The organism is Agromyces solani, from assembly GCF_058349925.1.
Genome location: NZ_JBYRER010000001.1, coordinates 509,525 through 525,052, shown reverse-complemented (window position 1 = coordinate 525,052; position 15,528 = coordinate 509,525). Strand labels below are relative to the sequence as shown.

Genomic DNA, 15,528 nt, shown 5'->3' with positions numbered 1-15,528 from the left:
TTGCTGCCAACCGTGAGCGACCACCTAGTTCGGGGGTGCCCTACTTGGAGACGGTCCGTGTGAGGAGAGTAAGTAGCTGCTGAAGGACGGTCACGGGAACCGCGTCATCTGGTCTGTCATCTTTCTGCGGGACATACGCTTGGCCGAACGCTCTGCTTACAAGATCCAGCCGTGCCTGGTCTACGCTCTCGCGATCGTCCACCGCGCTGAGGAATGGTCCCATTGTTCGAAGCTCCATCGCGAGGCGCTTGTAATCTGCAGACCGCTTCAGATAGCCGCCGCCGATCTTCATCGCCACCGTTGCGGCTCCGACTAGGACCGCGGCAACGCCCGCGCGAGCAACGACAGAGGGCCAGTCAGGGGTAGGCATGCTCCATTCGAAAAAGGCAGTGAATAGGGGCTGGAGCACTACGAGAAGCAGCGGGAGCGCAGCGAGCAAGAGCAGGACGAACCCGCCAATCGTGGCCCGCCAACCTGACCGACTCGCCGAATCGGCCTCCTCTTCGTAGTGCTTCGCGAGGCGATCGGCAGAGTCGGCCTGAACGAGCGCCTGATAGTCACTGACCGTGGATGTTAGTTCGGCGTATGTTTCTTGCGCTGATACAAGAAGGGCTAGCTGCTGAGTACGCAAGTCATCGAGCCGCTCCTCGAAGGCACGGTTTCGCTCTTCCTCCCATTCGGCGAGGCTTGAGTCAAGCACTGTCTCGAATCCGGCGATCTTTGCATTGCCCTCGTCAATGACGGTCCCGATTCGGGCCTTCTCCGCATCAACCGCATTTGTCGCCTTGGTCACAAGCAGTCCGATCGACTCCTCGGCCTTCGCGACAGTGGTGATGGCCCGATTCGCTCGCTCGTCGGACTCTGCGATCAGCGAGTCAAGGTGGCTGAGTCGTGCCCTCACCTCCTCATCGATCGCGGCTGATCGTTCGATTAGCGCATCGACAACGCTAACTTCGAGCCGCTCCTCACTCTTGGTCGGCATCGCGGTCGGCCAAGATCCCTGCGCGGCGGTCGCTGCGAACGCGTACACCTTCGCTTGATTGAGATACTGCGTGCGGGTGTTGGGGTCTGCGTGAGCCTGCGCAGCCTCGATCGCTGACTCGAATTGCTGGTAGTTCCCATCTAGGGCACCAAGTTGATCCGGCACCATGAGCGGGGCGAGACGCTTACGGGTCTTGTAGGTTGCCTGAATCTGAGCGATTCGGATATCGAGCTCATCGATCAGATCGATGTTTCGCCCGTCATCCTCGAGCCGCAAATGGGCGAGCCAACCGGCGATGTTGTCGACACGACGCCAAATGGGGTGGGCTTCGAACTCACTGAGCTTCATCGCTCGCTCCTCAATCCTCGAGACGCGCGTGCGACATAGAGCACGACTCTCGATAACCTATCGCCCCAAACAGCATCAGCATCGAAGCTCGTCAGTGCTGCTGAAGTTCAGCGCCTCGCGTGGTCGGTTCTGGTGAGCGTGCCGGCGACAGCCGATGTCGGGCGGCGGCTTCAATTTCCGACTCGAACCCGATGCGACCTCGCTGCCCGACCGAGTGAACCAGTGCCCAATGCACGCGTTCGCAAGATGCGCGGAGCGTTCCGCCGTAGCCGAGCAAGGCGCCTTTGAACTCGACGCGATACTTCGGTTCGCCGTCGAGCCTCACAAGGCGGATGAGCCCGTATTCCTTGCCGAGGCTGTCGATCATGCGCCATGTCCCCACAGGGCCTTCTACGGCCGCTAGGAGGGGGTGCCAGCGTGGTTGGCCTCGGACCATACGTGCTCCTGTCGTGGAGCGCGCCGGCCCGCGCATTATCGGAAGCCAGCCCAATGCGCCCGCAACCATATAGACATTTCGATCCTATCCGTCGAGCGAATTTGAGCTCAGCGGCGGCCTTAGGCAAGGGAAGCTGCTCGAAAGCGCAATAGCTTGGGGCGCCTCTACGAGCGAGCCTTCTGGTGACCTCGATGCGGCTCTGTCACGATTGCGCAGTGGAACAGCTTCAAGGACTCGGGTTCGGCGGATATCGAAGCTTCTCAAACGAGCCTCTTTCGAGGCTCTTCCCGCTCTCGAAGGTCAACTTGATCGCGGGCCAAAATAACGCCGGCAAGTCCAACATTCTGAGATTCATCCACGCGACGTTCTCTGATGAGGAGGGCCGAGAAGATTCGGACCACCGGGGTCAGTGGGACAGACCGATCGGTAGTGGCGACGAAGGCGTTCGTCTCGCGATCGCGGTGGCTCCCGGAGTCATCAGCGATCGGTTGGGCCTGGATGGTCGCGGCACCGAACTCCTCGAGTCATTTCTTCGTTCGGAGCCTCTCTTTTCAGATGGCCTGTGTTGGTTCCATTACACCCGTCACGAACTTGGCTCTCTACGAATCAAGGGGTGGTCCTCCGATTCCGCTTTCGCCCGCTACCTTGCTGGTGCGTTGTCGAAAACACACGTTGGCCTACACGTCGTGCCCAACCTTCTCCGGGGATATTTGGGATCCTTTCGAGGCGATACTATGCGCGACATACACCACCTCTATTCCCTCATTGAACCCAAGATTGGCGACCTACCAACCGCCCGCACTGTTGTCGGATTTCGCCGAATCGCCGATGGCGATGTAGACGGCGGGTTGAGTGGCATAAATCTGATTCGTCGACTGCGCGAACTTCAGAACCCCACGATGAGCCGGCAGGAAGACAAACTACGGTTCGCGCGAATCACGAAATTCGTACAGGTCGTCCTTGAGGATCCGACAGTCGAGATCGAGATCCCGCACAACCTCGGCACGATCCATGTGACCAAGGACGGCCGAACACTTCCACTTGAAAACCTTGGAACGGGCATCCATGAGGTAGTGATCCTCGCGGCAGCCGCAACGGTCGTTGAGGATTCGATCGTTTGTATCGAGGAACCAGAGATTCACCTTCACCCGGCGCTTCAGCGGAAACTTCTCGCCTACTTGAACGCGGAGACCTCGAACCAGTACTTCATTGCGACCCACTCTGCGCACATCCTAGACAGCTCGCAGACGTCCATATTCCACGTACGACACAACGGCACTCGGTCGACCGTCACCGCGGCCGGAAGCCCCAGCGAGCGCGCTGCGATCTGCGCCGACCTCGGATACAAGGCATCAGACCTTGTCCAAGCGAATGCAGTCATCTGGGTGGAAGGACCTTCGGATCGCGTTTATCTGACGTCTTGGATTCGTCGGCTCGATCCCGATCTGGTTGAGGGAATCCACTATTCCGTGATGTTCTACGGAGGTCGGCTGCTGAGCCATCTGACTAGCCATGATCCCGAAATCGATGACTTCATCTCGCTCCGCCGACTCAACCGCTTCATGTCGATCTTGATCGACAGCGACAAGCCGCGTGCACAGAGCCATCTCAACGACACGAAGAAGCGAATTCGTAGCGAGTTCGACTCGTCCGGTCCCGGATTCGCATGGATCACGAAGGGGTACACAATCGAGAACTACGTCCCGAACGAACTACTCGAAGCAGCTCTGCGGAGTGTCCACCCGAGGTCATCTCTCCCAGCGAGCGCTCCGGGACAGTTCGACGATCCTCTGTCTCATGACCGCCTGGGGTTCACAGCCGACAAGGTAAAGATTGCGCGCCACGTCGTCGAACATTGGAACTCCGACGTGTGGCCGCTCGATCTGAAGAAGTCCACGGCGCAAATCGTCGCACTAATCCGCGAGGCGAACAGGTAGGGCAGTATCCAGGCGCGCCCACCTCGTTAGCCCAGCAACGTACGACCGAGCAGAAGATAGCCGTCTGGCACCTGTGCCTTGAGCGCAGCATTCGCTGACTCGTAGTCGGCGCCGTCGGCAACGACATCTTCAGTGCGGATCGCGCGAATCATGCCCTTGGCGGTGGTGACGCCATCCTTCATCGTGAAATGCGCCTGCAGTAGTTCGAACCGCTCGGGCACGTGTGCCGCTAGCGCATCGTATGCGGTGCCGCGATCGTGGCCCGCTGCGACGATCTCAGACGTGGCGGTCGGGCGAACGGATCCGGTCAAGCGCATGCATTCGAGCCTACGATCCCTTGCTTGCGTCCGGCTGCATCCGAGTGCCGGTGGTTGTCTCGGGACCCGTCGTTCGCGTCATCTGCCATTCGACAGCGCGGACAATCACGTAGCCCACAAGGGCGACAGTGCCAATCTGGCTAACCCATCCAGCAACCGCAAGGAACGAGGGTACGAGATCAGGCGGAGTAGTCGTGGCACCGAGGGCAGCGATCGCCCCTACGATGATCGCGATAGATCCGCCAAGGCCTAGCGCGGTTCCCCACGGGTTCGGGTTCTCATTCATGCGGTGAGCATAGGGTTCACTGCCACCCATTGCTAGATCCCCCGAAAGGCCGAAGTCGACGACGATGACCTCACAGTCGCGGCACCAATACTCCCTTGGGGTCGATGCATTGTGCGGGTGCCGCAGTTCGGGCATCTGTGGAATGCAGCGTAGATGTCACGCCGATAGCGAGGCGCCAGCGCTCCATTCGCTAGCTCTACACTCGGCTCATGATTCAGTCCGGTCGAGCGTCATTCATCGTCTGGTCGTCAGAGACGGACCCAGCGGCGATCTCGAGTCTTCTCGAGCTCGATCCGACCGACGTTACGGAGGCTGGCGCATCTCGCATGTCTGGCCGCGTCGCAAGTCACCACGCGTGGATCGTTGACACTGGCGAGGTTCACAACACGAGCGACGATCAGACCGGCACTCATGCTGTTCGAACGCTCCTCAAGCTGATCCAGCCGGCGCTCGGGAAGGTGGCGAACCTTCCGCCGGACTGCGCACCCCGCATCCAGTGGTCGGCCTACTCGGATTCCGTTCAGGGCGGATTCGTTATGCCCTCCGATCTTGCGGGGGCAATCGGCGAGTTCGGTGTCGATGTGTACGGCACGGTCTATCTCGACGCCCTTGATGGCATTCACGCGGACGCGTAGCTTCGTTGATCCGGCGCCGACCTTCCGCCAGCACCGGCCCGCCGCCAGCCGCCAGCCGCCAGCCGCCGCCCAGGCTCACTGAAAATCGAAAGGTCACCAGATCGATGCCGATCGGAGCTACCAGATGAGGAAGACCCCCGGTAGCCCGGGGGTCTTCGTGTCTTGCGGCCCTGCCCGGTCGCTTCAGTACGCTGGCGAAATCGCCGGAATGACGGGAGTCGCATGCCACATCCGCCTGTAGCCGTGGTCGCGGGCGCGACCGGGTTCGTCGGTACCGCGCTCGTTCGTTCCCTTACCGACGACGGCTACGTCGTGCGGCGGATCGGGCGAACCGGCGACGTGACATGGGACGACCCCGCGGCGATCTCCCGCGCCGTCGACGGGTCGTCGGTGCTCGTGAACATGGCTGGCAAATCGGTGAACTGCCGCTATACCGACGCGAACCGCAACGAGATTCTCCGGTCCAGGGTGGACACCACCCGCGCGCTCCGGGAGGCGGTTCGACGTGCCGACGCGCCACCCGAGTTGTGGCTGAACGCCTCGACTGCGACGATCTACCGGCACAGCATGGATCGCCCGAACACCGAGGGCGACGGCGAACTCGGCGAGGGGTTCTCCGTCGACGTGGCACGCAACTGGGAGCTGGAGTTCTTCGCGGGTGATCTCCCGCACACCCGCCGCGTCGCGCTCCGCATGGCCATCGTGCTGGGAGACGGCCCGGCGACCAAGTCGCTCGTGACGCTCGCACGCCTCGGCCTCGGCGGCGCGCAGATCGACAGCCCGTGGCTTCCGCACCGACGCTACCGGGGCATCGGCCCGTCGCCGACCGGTACCGGTCGGTCGGACTGGCATCGCACCCGGGGCCGGCAGAAGTTCAGCTGGATCCACATCGACGATGTCATCGGCGCCATCCGTTTCATCCGCGACCGCGATGACCTCTCGGGCCCGGTGAACCTCGCCAGCCCGAATCCGAGCGATAACCGATCGCTGATGCGCACCCTCCGCGAGAGCGTCGGCGCGCCCATAGGGCTCCCGGCCTGGAGGTGGATGCTCGAGCCCGCGATGTGGGCGCTCCGCACCGAACCCGAACTCGTGCTCAAGAGCCGATGGGTGGTTCCCACCGCTCTGGTCGAGGCCGGCTACACCTTCACCTACCCAGACCTGGATGCCGCAATCAAGAGCGTCACGGCGAGCTGAAGCTGGGATTTCGCGCGGCCCATCAGTGCGTGATCGTCGTCTGCTGGTACAGCGCGAGCCGCGGCCGCCCATCGACGCGACGGTACACGCTCGACATGAGCGCCTCGAACGACTCACTGCCGTCATCGCGCGACGAGACGGCACGGTAGACGAGGGCCGCCGCGTCGTCGCCGACGTCGATCAGACGCGCGTCGCTCAGCTCGTACCGCGCCCACGGCGGTGCGTCGTCGAGCGAGTGCGCGACGGCGTCGCGGTCGAGCACCATGCCGTTCACGAGCACCATCACGGCGTCGGCAGTCATGAGTTCGCCGTAGAAGGCCCCACCGCTGCCGTCGCTCAGCGATGCCCATCCGTCGTGTTCGAGGGCGAGCAGTTCGTCGAGGGTGAAATCACTCATGCGCGCGATCCGAGCACATTCAGGGCGACTTGTGAAGGGGGTTGGCGCACGCCGGAGAGCTTGGGACGATCACCCGATGGACACGAATGACGAGCGGAGCGACGAGGTGCAGACCGAGCCGGTCGAGGCCGGCCACGACGACGCGAGCCGCGCGGAGAAGCTCGAGGGCGTGATCCAGCAGGTTCGGGGCGACCTGCTGCTCGGTCATGTCGATGACGCGCGCGGGATGGTGCGCGACCGCCTCGCCGACGCCGGGCTCGGCTCCTCCGAGAGCGACGTCGACGCCGTGCTCAGCGCGATCGAGGGCGGCGCCCCGGCCTGAAGCCGAGCACGCCGCCCTCGAGCGACTGTGATGCTTCGCCGCTACTCGAGCGCCGAGGTGAGTCGCGCCACGCCGTCGAGGAACTTCGCCCGCGTCGGCTCGTTCAGCCAGGCGTCGAGGGTGAGCTCCTTGCTGATCTGGCGGTAGCCCTCCTCGACCTCGCGCATGTCGCGCACGAACGACTCGCCGCGCACGAGCATCGAGATCTCGAAGTTCAGCAGGAACGAACGGATGTCCATGTTGCTCGAGCCGATGAACGCGATGTCGTCGTCGATCGTCATGTGCTTCGAGTGCAGGATGAACGGACCCGGGTACATGAAGATGCGCACGCCCGCGCGCAGCAGCGGCTCGTAGTACGACCGCTGCGCATGCCACACCATGCCCTGGTCGCCGATCTCCGAGACGAATAGCTGCACGTCGAGCCCGCGGAACTTCGCCGAGGTGATCGCGTACATCATCGCCTCGTCGGGCACGAAGTACGGGCTCGTGATGATGACCTTCTCCTGCGCGGCGTTCACGAGGCCGAGGAACATGCGGAGGTTGTTCTCCTCGTCGAACGACGGGCCGCTCGGCACCACCTGGCAGACGAGCGCCTCGGGCGACTCGTCGAACTCGACGTCGGCGACCTTCACGTGCGCCGCGTCCATCAGGTTCTCGCCGGTCTCGGCGTACCAGTCGGAGAGGAACACGGTGTTGATCGCCGCGACCGTCGGCCCCGTGACCCGCGTCACGAGCTCCTGCCACTTGAGGCCGCGCTTCTGGTTCTTCGGCGAGTCGTAGTCGCGCGAGATGAGGTTTTGCGAACCGGTGTAGCCGACGTGGCCGTCGACGACGACGAGCTTGCGGTGGTTGCGCAGGTCGGGGCGCTGGAACTGCCCCTTGAACGGCTTCACCGGCAGCAGGTAGCGCCAGTCGACGCCGATGCGGTCGAGTTCGGCGATCGTCTCCTTGTGGATGGGCACCTTCGCCGAGGCGATGTAGTCCATGAGCAGGCGCACCTTCACGCCCCGCTGCACCGCCCGCTCCATCGCGGCGAAGAACTCGCGCGTGGTGTCGTCCCACGCGACGATGAAGAACTCGATGTTCACCCACGACCGCGCCGTGTCGATCTCGGCCGCCATGCGGTCGATCGACGCCTGGTAGTCGCCGATGAGCTCGGCACGGTTGCCGCCGGAGGCGGGCAGGGCGCCGAGGGTGCGGTTCTGCTGCACGATCGACGCGAACCACGCGGGCCACGTGGACCGGTCGACGGTGTAGTCGTGGGCGTCGACGTTCTGCGCGATGATCGCGTCGACCTCCTTCTGCCGCTTCCGCCGCTTCTCCGGCAGCTTCGCGTTGCCGATGATGAGGAACAGCAGCACGCCGATGAACGGGATGAGGAAGATCGCGAGCAGCCACGCCATCGCTGCGGTCGGTTTGCGATCCTTCGGCACGATGAAGAGCGCGACGATGCGGATGGTCCAGTCCGCGAGGATGAGCACGACGGTCCAGAAGACCGTCGGATCGAAGTTCACGAACGCCGCCCGTCGGACTCACGGCTGAAACGGGTCATGGCTCCTCCTCGGGCCCCGGCGACACCCCTCGCCGCCGCGGGTGAGATAACGATAGCGGTCGGGGGTTACTCGAACGAGCGCAGACGCGCGGCATCCCGCCGGGTATGTCGCTGCGTGCCACGGTCACGAGAGGGTACGGATGCCTCGTGCACGCGCCGCTGCAGTTCAGCGCGCGGCGCCGAACAGCAGCGGGACGAGCTGGATGCCGAGGCCGCTCGCGACGAAGCGCAACCGGCGGTCGCTGCGCAGCCGCGCGACCCAGTCGAATCGGCCGAGGTCGGCGATCTCGACGAAGTCGCCGGTCGGCCCGTGTGCGCCGAAGCCGACCCGCAGCCCGTCGTAGTAGCCCGACTCGAGCGATTCGGCGGCGATCTCGACGTGGGGCAGCCGCTCGGCCAGGCGCTCGCGGATCCGATCGCCGAGCACCTCCTTGTCGGGCGCCGTGCGCACGATCGCGCGCCGGCCGGGGAAGACGAGGCCGAGCTCGGCGGCGGCCGTGTCGAAGAATCGGTCGAACGCCGCGAGCTGGCGGCCCACGGCGTCGACCTCGAAGCCGTGGTCGGGCCCGGCCCGACCGGCCGTGGCGAGTGCGAACAGGCGGAAGTGGCGCGAGTGCGACGGCTTTCCGGCGGTGAGCGACTGCGCGCGCACCGTCTGGTGCACGGTCGCGAGACGCACCGTCGAAGGGGATGTCGCGAGTCGGGCCGCGCACTCGAGCGCGAGCACGTTCGTGGGATCGGAGACCACCTCGGTCGTGCGGATCGTCGACAGCGTGCGGTCCTGCGAGGTCGGGGCGACGACCGAGTTCGTGCCGAGAGGCGCCACCGGCGACAGCAGGATCGCCTCGGCATCGGGAGCCGAGTCGAGCGCGAGCCGATCGAGCGCGGTGCTGAGCCGCTGGTCGATCGGGCTCGGCGCGACGAATGCGTCGTCGCGATACTGCCGCAGCAGGTCGGCCGGTCGGCGGCGGCCGGCCTGGCCGCGCAGCAGGCTCAGCAGGTCGCCGCGCGACTCGCTCGGCGACGCGTCCTGCTCGAACGGCATCGGCTGCCCCGTGCTCGCGCCGTCAGCCCTGCGCCCAGGCGAGCAGTCGCTCGGCGGGCCAGGTCGTGACGATGCGCTCGGCCGGCACCCCGTTGGCCTCGGCGCGGGCCGCACCGAGCTCGAGGAACGACAGGTGCCCCGGCGCGTGCGCGTCGCTGTCGATCGAGAAGAGGCAGCCCGCGTCGAGGGCGATCGCGATCAGGTCGTCTGGCGGATCCTGCCGCTCGGGCCGGGAGTTGATCTCGACGGCGACGCCGTGCTCCGCGCACGCGGCGAACACCGCCTCGGCGTCGAACTCCGACTGCGGGCGGGTGCCGCGCGAGCCCTCGACGAGGCGCCCGGTGCAGTGGCCGAGCACGTTCAGGTGCGGATCGGCGATGGCGCGAAGCATCCGTGCCGTCATCTCGGCCCGCTCCATGCGCAGCTTCGAGTGCACGCTGCCGACCACGATGTCGAGCCGGTCGAGCATCTCGGGGGTCTGGTCGAGCGCCCCGTCGAGCAGGATGTCGACCTCGATGCCCGCGATCAGGCGCAGGTCGGGGATGCCCGCCTGCACCACCTCGATGAGCTCCTGCTGTTCGGCGAGCCGCTCGGCGCTGAGGCCGTTGGCGACGCGAAGGCTCGGCGAGTGGTCGGTGATCGCAAGGTACTCGAGCCCCTGCGCCGCGGCGGCGCCCGCCATCACCGCGAGGCTCGTCGTGCCGTCGGACCACTCGGTGTGCGCGTGCAGGTCGCCGCGCAGCTCCGCACGCAGGCCGGTCGCGGCGGTTCCGGCAGGCGAGAGGCCCGCCTTCGCCCGCAGGTCGGCGAGCCGCTCGGGCACCTCGCCGGCGAGCGCCTGCGAGATGACGGCGAACGTCGAGTCGCCGACGCCCGCGGTGCGCCGGAGCCGGCCGTCGGCCGCGCGGGCGGCGAGGTCGTCGGGCTCGAGGTCGCGGATCGCGTCGGCGGCCTTGCGGAAGGCCTTCGACTTGTACGCCGAGGCGCGGTCGCGCTCCAGCAGGAACGCGATCTCCTCCAGTGCGGCGACGGGGTCCATACGTCGATTGTGTCGCGAAAGGGGTCGATCGTGCTCGACAACGTCGAGGTTCGCCGGCGTCGATCACCGTGCCCGTGTCGGTAGGGTGCACGTGAGGAGATCGAGGAGGGCCGGGTGGCACGGGTGACGAGCGCCGACGTCGCACGCGCGAGCGGTGTCTCGCGGACGACGGTCAGCTATGTGCTCAACGGCACCGAGGGCGCGTCGATCTCGGCCGAGACCCGGCAGCGCGTGTTCGACGCCGCCGAACGACTGGGCTACGCCCCCTCGGCCGCGGCGCGGGTGCTCCGCAGCGGCCGCAGCGACCTCGTGCTCTGCATGCTCCCCGACTGGCCGGTCGGCCCCGTGGTCGAGACGCTGCTCGATCACCTCGCCGACGACCTCGCGGCCCGCGGCCTCTCGGTGCTCGTGCACCACGCCCGGGGCGAACGCCCGCTCGCCGAGCTCTGGCGCGCGGTCACCCCGCGCACCGTGGTCGGCCTCGCGGCGTTCGAGCCCGCCGACGTGCAGGCGATGCGGCGGGCGGGCATCCAGGTCGTCGACACGAGCTCCGATGAGGCGACGGCCTCCGACCCGCAGCCGGTCATCGGCGAGATCCAGGTCGAGCGACTCGTGGCCGGCGAACGCACTCGACTGGGCTACGCCGCCACCGCCGACCGTCGCGTGGCCGAGTTCGGCGATCGGCGGCTCGAGGGTGTGCGCGCAGCATGCGCGACCCGCTCGATCGAGCCGCCCGTCGTGGTCGAGCTCGAGGTCGACGCCGCCTCCGGTGCTCGTGCGGTCGACGCGTGGCGCGCTGCGGGCGTCACGGGCGTCGCCGCCTACAACGACGAGATCGCCTTCGCCGTGCTCGCCGGCGCCAGAGCCCGCGGGCTCGCGGTGCCCGGCGACCTCGCCGTGATCGGCGTCGACGACGTGCCCCTCGCCGCCCTCGCGTCGCCCCCGCTCACCACCGTCACCCAGTCGATGGACCTCGAGGCCGCCTACCTGGCGGCCCGGGTCATCGCCGCGATCGACGGCACCCCGCCGCCGAAGCGCACCGGCGGCGCGCCGGCGCTCGTCGTGCGGGACTCGGCCTGAGCGGCTGGAGTCCCGCACGACCGCCGGTCACGGCAGCGGGTACTCCGCGAGATACTGCGGCACCCCGACGTTCGTCGTGTCGGCCTGCCCGCCGACGCCGTTCACGACATGGCGAACGGTGCCCGCGCTGAGGTTCACCGTCATGATGTGGTGCAGGCGCACGCCGGCGGAGTCCGGCGCCTCGAACCCGTTCTCGGTGACGATCGCCGGGTTGTTCTGGTTGAAGACGTACACCCCGCCGCCGTGGAGCGTGTGCTCGACCACGTCGTCCGCGACCTTGTAACCGGCGTAGCCGAGCGTGCCGTCGGGCCGGGTCCAGTCGGCCTGCGTCGGCGGGTCGTAGGGCAGCTCGTTCTGGTACAGCACGGTGGTGCCGCGCTCGCCGTTCCAGACCGTGTTGAACTGCTGGAAGTGCTCGACGAAGAGCCCCGTCGCGGTGACGTCGTCGCCATTCACGACGACGCCGGTCCGACCGGTGTTGGTGTTCCAGCGGTCGGTGTCGCCGTTGACGCCCTCGGTGAAGTCCTCGACCCCGTGATCGCCGCGCCACACCCACGTGTGGTCGATGAGCACGTGGTCGCTGTTCACCACGAGCGCGGTGTCGGCCTTGCCGATGTGCGGCCCGCCGACGCGGAAGTAGACGTCGGAGAGGGTGATCGGGTTCGCGGGGTCGATCCCGGCGTCGTGCCCGCCGCCGGGCTTGCCGACCTCGAGCAGTACCGGCGACTCCTCGTCGCCTGCGTCGATCGTCACGCCGGCGACCACGATGCCCGAGGCATCCCGCACCCGCAGCGGAACCGCGCCGCCGACGGCCGTCAGCGTCGCGTGCCCCATGCCGAGCACGACCGTGTCGGGCCGGGTCACGTTGAGGCTGCCGTCGAGGTCGTAGACGCCCGGTGTGAGCAGCAGGTTGCGGCCCTTCGCCAGCTGCGAGTTGATCGCGCCGACCGAGTCGCCGGGCTTCGCGATGTAGAAGTCCGTGATCGGCACGGTGCGGCCCGGGGTCTCGCCGTCGGCCCAGCTGATGCCGCGGGTGTTCGTGCGCGCCTCGGGCACCCGAACCGCGTACCGCCCCTCGTCGTCGACGAAGAGGTACGGCTTCTCGCGGCTCACGGGCGTCTCGTCGAGCGTCGTGTACGGCGGGGCCGGGAATGCGGCGTCGTCGGGTGCGCCCTCGACTCCGGAGAACACCTGGTTCCACACGCCGTTCGACCAGCCGTCGACGACGCTGTTGCGGATGAGCCACTGCTGCTGCGAGCCGTTGATCACGAACGGCAGGCGCGAGTCGGCGATGAAGCCGCCGCTCGCGTACTGCGGCCCCGCGGTGCAGTAGTCCATGAGCGAGAGGTTGGCGCCCGAGATGTCGAGGCGGCGCATCGAGACGGCCTGCGAGACGGCCCAGAAGTTCGCCGAGGCGCGGCAGCCGTCCTGGCCGAGCGCGTCGACGTGGAGCGAGAGGTTCGAGACGGTGCGCCAGAAGTTCACGAGCGCGAGGCAGTTCGCCGTGCCGTCGCCCTCGAGGCAGCGGTTGTAGACCTCGAGCTTGCCGTTGACGATGACGTCGCCGGGTGAGGCGCCGAGGCCGGCGAGCTCGGTGTAGTAGCCGAGCTTCGCCTGCAACGGGGCGGCGTCGGTGCCGTACTCGCCCGGCAGGAACAGCACGCTGCGGCGGGCGGTCGACATCTCGGCGTCGACCTGCGCCGAGGCGAGCTCGTCGAGCGCGTCCTGGATCTCGTCGACCGGGGTGTCGGGGCCGAAGATCGTGACGTTCGGACCGAAGTCGGGGTTGAAGGGATCGATCGCCTGGGCCGGCGCCGCGGCCGCCGGCGCCGCGCAGCTCAGCGCCACGAGGGCGCCGGCGATCGCGAGACCGGTGCCGACGCGTCGTGGGACGACCGTCGAACGGGTGTGGGTGCTCATCGGTGGTGCTTCCTCCTCGTCGAGGCTTCTTAGTGACTCGTGTCACCAACTGGCACGCCTCACAGTAGGCAACGCCGCCGGGTGGCCGCAAGAGCCGATTCGGGCCGGTATCGACGCCGGCCGCCACGACGAGCCGCGACCCCCTCGCTTGACGTCGACGGGATTCGTCGGTATATCTATACCCCCTAGGGGTATTCAGATTCCGAAGCAACAGATCCGAAGCAGAACGAAGGAGCAGCCTCATGTCCACCTCCACCGCCGCCGCACCACGCCGGTGGCTCGGCCTCGCACTCATCGCGGCGGCCCAGTTCGTCGTCATCATGGACACGTCGATCATCGGCGTGGCCCTGCCCGACATCCAGGCCGAGCTCGGCTTCACGCCCGAGTCGCTGTCGTGGGTGTTCAACGCCTACGTGATCGCGTTCGGCGGCCTGCTGCTGCTCGGCGGCCGGCTCTCCGACCTGTTCGGCGCCCGTCGCGTCTTCATCACCGGCTGGGTGACGCTCGCCGCCGGCTCGGTGCTCGCGGGCGCCGCCTCGAACGTCGGCCTCGAGATCGCCGGCCGCGCCGTGCAGGGCGCCGGCGCCGCCCTCATCGCCCCCGCCGCGCTCACCCTGCTCATGGTGCTCTTCGGCGGCACGCCCGAACTCCCCCGCGCGTTCGCGGTATACGGCGCCGCCGCACCGATCGGCGGCACGGCGGGCGTCTTCCTCGGCGGCGTGCTCACCGAGTACGCGAGCTGGCCGTGGGTGTTCTACGTGACCGTGCCGATCGCCCTCCTCGTCATCGCGCTGACCCCGCTCGCGCTGCCGGCCGTACCGCGCCGACGCGGATCGGTCGACCTCGCCGGCGCCGTCACCGCGACCGGCGGGCTCGCCGCCGTCGTCTACGGCGTGGTCCGGGCGCCGGAGGTGGGCTGGGCCTCGGCCGAGACGGTCGTCGCCCTCACGGTCGGTGCGGCCCTGCTCGCCCTGTTCTTCGTGATCCAGGCCCGCAGCCGTCAGCCGCTGCTGCGGCTCGGCATCTTCCGCGCGCCCCGTCTCGGCGCCGCGAACCTCGCCCAGCTGCTGCTCGGCGCGGCCTGGGTGCCGATGTGGTTCTTCCTGAACCTCTACCTGCAGCAGGTGCTCGGCGCCGGCGCGTTCGCGTCGGGCGCGGCGCTGCTGCCGATGACCGCGCTCATCGTGATCGGCATGGTCGGTCTCGCTCCGCGCCTGCAGGCCCGGTTCGGCGCGAAGCCGCTCATCGTGGCCGGATTCGCACTCCTCGCCGTCGGCCTCGGCTGGCTCGCGCTCGCCCGCCCCGACGGGAGCTACGTCACCGACGTGCTGCCCGCGTCGCTCGTCGCGGCGCTCGGCATGGCGCTCGCGTTCGTGCCGTCGCTCGGTACCGCGATCGGCGCGGCGAACCCCGAGGAGACGGGCGTCGCCTCCGGACTCGTGAACACGAGCTACCAGATCGGCTCGGCGGTCGGGCTCGCGGTGCTCACCGCGGTCGGTGCGGCGGTCACGGCCGGCGGCACGGATGTCTCGGCGCTGACGAGCGGGTTCGCGGCGGCGTTCCTCGGAGCCGGCCTCGTCGCCGTGGCCGGATTCATCGCGACGGCGATCTTCCTGCGCGGGGCCCGCTCGGGCGGAGCGGCGTCGGCGGACGACGCGGCGACCTCGACCGATCCGGTCACGGTCGACGCCTGACACGACGAGACGCGGCGCCCGCCCGGTCGAACCGGTGCGGGCGCCGCGTCGTGTCGGGTGTCAGCTCACGACGCCGCCGTCGCGCACCGCGTCGGCGACGTACGCACCCGACGTCGCCTCGCCGTGCGCGCGGTCTCCGGAGTGCAGCGCGACGTGCGGGTCGCCGGGCCGAGCGCGGGTTCGACGCTCGCGGACGGCCAGCCAGATCGCCGCGGCGACGATGACGACGACCACTGCGATGATCGCGATGATGCCGAGATCCATGAGCCGACCTCCCTGTTCGTGTGGTGTCAGACTAGCGAGGCCGTGCGCCCCTGAACAGCCCCGCGTCGATCCGACCG

The 15,528-nt window shown here is 67.5% G+C and carries 15 protein-coding genes; 6 read left to right on the top strand and 9 right to left on the bottom strand.

Annotated elements, in window-relative coordinates; genetic code table 11:
* Positions 1–40: 40 nt before the first annotated feature.
* Together AC3RJ7_RS02445 and AC3RJ7_RS02440 are read right to left on the bottom strand one after the other, a co-directional pair.
* The gene (locus AC3RJ7_RS02445; RefSeq protein ID WP_491454265.1) at positions 41–1,330 is read right to left on the bottom strand and encodes a hypothetical protein; all 1,290 of its coding nucleotides are present in this window, start codon (positions 1,328–1,330) and stop codon (positions 41–43) included.
* Between the two features lie 91 nt (positions 1,331–1,421).
* Positions 1,422–1,697, bottom strand: a complete 276-nt coding sequence (locus AC3RJ7_RS02440; RefSeq protein ID WP_491454264.1) for a hypothetical protein — start codon at positions 1,695–1,697, stop codon at positions 1,422–1,424.
* 284 nt (positions 1,698–1,981) lie between these two features.
* Here AC3RJ7_RS02440 and AC3RJ7_RS02435 point away from each other — a divergent pair, with 284 nt between their 5' ends.
* Complete coding sequence (locus tag AC3RJ7_RS02435; RefSeq protein WP_491454263.1) at positions 1,982–3,703, top strand: AAA family ATPase; 1,722 nt, start codon at positions 1,982–1,984, stop codon at positions 3,701–3,703.
* 26 nt (positions 3,704–3,729) lie between these two features.
* On the opposite strand, the gene AC3RJ7_RS02430 is transcribed toward AC3RJ7_RS02435, so the two are convergent.
* The gene (locus tag AC3RJ7_RS02430) at positions 3,730–4,020 is read right to left on the bottom strand and encodes a hypothetical protein (RefSeq protein ID WP_491454262.1); all 291 of its coding nucleotides are present in this window, start codon (positions 4,018–4,020) and stop codon (positions 3,730–3,732) included.
* Between the two features lie 495 nt (positions 4,021–4,515).
* On the opposite strand from AC3RJ7_RS02430, the gene AC3RJ7_RS02425 reads away from it, so the two are divergent.
* Together AC3RJ7_RS02425 and AC3RJ7_RS02420 are read left to right on the top strand one after the other, a co-directional pair.
* A complete protein-coding gene (locus AC3RJ7_RS02425; RefSeq protein WP_491454261.1) occupies positions 4,516–4,941 on the top strand; it encodes a DUF4279 domain-containing protein in 426 nt (141 codons plus the stop codon).
* Positions 4,942–5,163: 222 nt separating this feature from the next.
* Positions 5,164–6,138, top strand: a complete 975-nt coding sequence (locus AC3RJ7_RS02420) for an epimerase (RefSeq protein ID WP_491455216.1) — start codon at positions 5,164–5,166, stop codon at positions 6,136–6,138.
* Between the two features lie 22 nt (positions 6,139–6,160).
* Here AC3RJ7_RS02420 and AC3RJ7_RS02415 read toward each other — a convergent pair whose 3' ends face one another.
* On the bottom strand, positions 6,161–6,535 hold the full coding sequence (locus AC3RJ7_RS02415; RefSeq protein WP_491454260.1) for a nuclear transport factor 2 family protein: 375 nt from the start codon (positions 6,533–6,535) through the stop codon (positions 6,161–6,163).
* Positions 6,536–6,611: 76 nt separating this feature from the next.
* Here AC3RJ7_RS02415 and AC3RJ7_RS02410 point away from each other — a divergent pair, with 76 nt between their 5' ends.
* On the top strand, positions 6,612–6,857 hold the full coding sequence (locus AC3RJ7_RS02410; RefSeq protein WP_491454259.1) for a hypothetical protein: 246 nt from the start codon (positions 6,612–6,614) through the stop codon (positions 6,855–6,857).
* Between the two features lie 41 nt (positions 6,858–6,898).
* Here AC3RJ7_RS02410 and cls read toward each other — a convergent pair whose 3' ends face one another.
* The 3 genes from cls to AC3RJ7_RS02395 form a co-directional block, all read right to left on the bottom strand.
* Positions 6,899–8,371: a cardiolipin synthase gene (gene cls / locus AC3RJ7_RS02405; RefSeq protein ID WP_491454258.1), complete on the bottom strand. Its 1,473-nt coding sequence runs from the start codon at positions 8,369–8,371 to the stop codon at positions 6,899–6,901.
* Between the two features lie 204 nt (positions 8,372–8,575).
* A complete protein-coding gene (locus AC3RJ7_RS02400) occupies positions 8,576–9,454 on the bottom strand; it encodes a hypothetical protein (RefSeq protein WP_491454257.1) in 879 nt (292 codons plus the stop codon).
* Positions 9,455–9,476: 22 nt separating this feature from the next.
* Positions 9,477–10,493: a PHP domain-containing protein gene (locus tag AC3RJ7_RS02395; protein WP_491454256.1), complete on the bottom strand. Its 1,017-nt coding sequence runs from the start codon at positions 10,491–10,493 to the stop codon at positions 9,477–9,479.
* A 114-nt stretch (positions 10,494–10,607) separates the two neighbouring features.
* Between AC3RJ7_RS02395 and AC3RJ7_RS02390 the strand changes: the two genes are divergently transcribed.
* Positions 10,608–11,573, top strand: coding sequence for a LacI family DNA-binding transcriptional regulator (locus AC3RJ7_RS02390; protein WP_491454255.1), 966 nt, complete (start codon positions 10,608–10,610; stop codon positions 11,571–11,573).
* Positions 11,574–11,600: 27 nt separating this feature from the next.
* On the opposite strand, the gene AC3RJ7_RS02385 is transcribed toward AC3RJ7_RS02390, so the two are convergent.
* A complete protein-coding gene (locus AC3RJ7_RS02385; protein ID WP_491454254.1) occupies positions 11,601–13,493 on the bottom strand; it encodes a pectate lyase-like domain-containing protein in 1,893 nt (630 codons plus the stop codon).
* Between the two features lie 242 nt (positions 13,494–13,735).
* Here AC3RJ7_RS02385 and AC3RJ7_RS02380 point away from each other — a divergent pair, with 242 nt between their 5' ends.
* Positions 13,736–15,187, top strand: a complete 1,452-nt coding sequence (locus tag AC3RJ7_RS02380; RefSeq protein ID WP_491454253.1) for an MFS transporter — start codon at positions 13,736–13,738, stop codon at positions 15,185–15,187.
* A 60-nt stretch (positions 15,188–15,247) separates the two neighbouring features.
* Here the strand turns inward: AC3RJ7_RS02380 and AC3RJ7_RS02375 are convergent, their stop codons facing one another.
* Complete coding sequence (locus tag AC3RJ7_RS02375; protein WP_491454252.1) at positions 15,248–15,451, bottom strand: hypothetical protein; 204 nt, start codon at positions 15,449–15,451, stop codon at positions 15,248–15,250.
* Between the last annotated feature and the right edge of the window lie 77 nt (positions 15,452–15,528).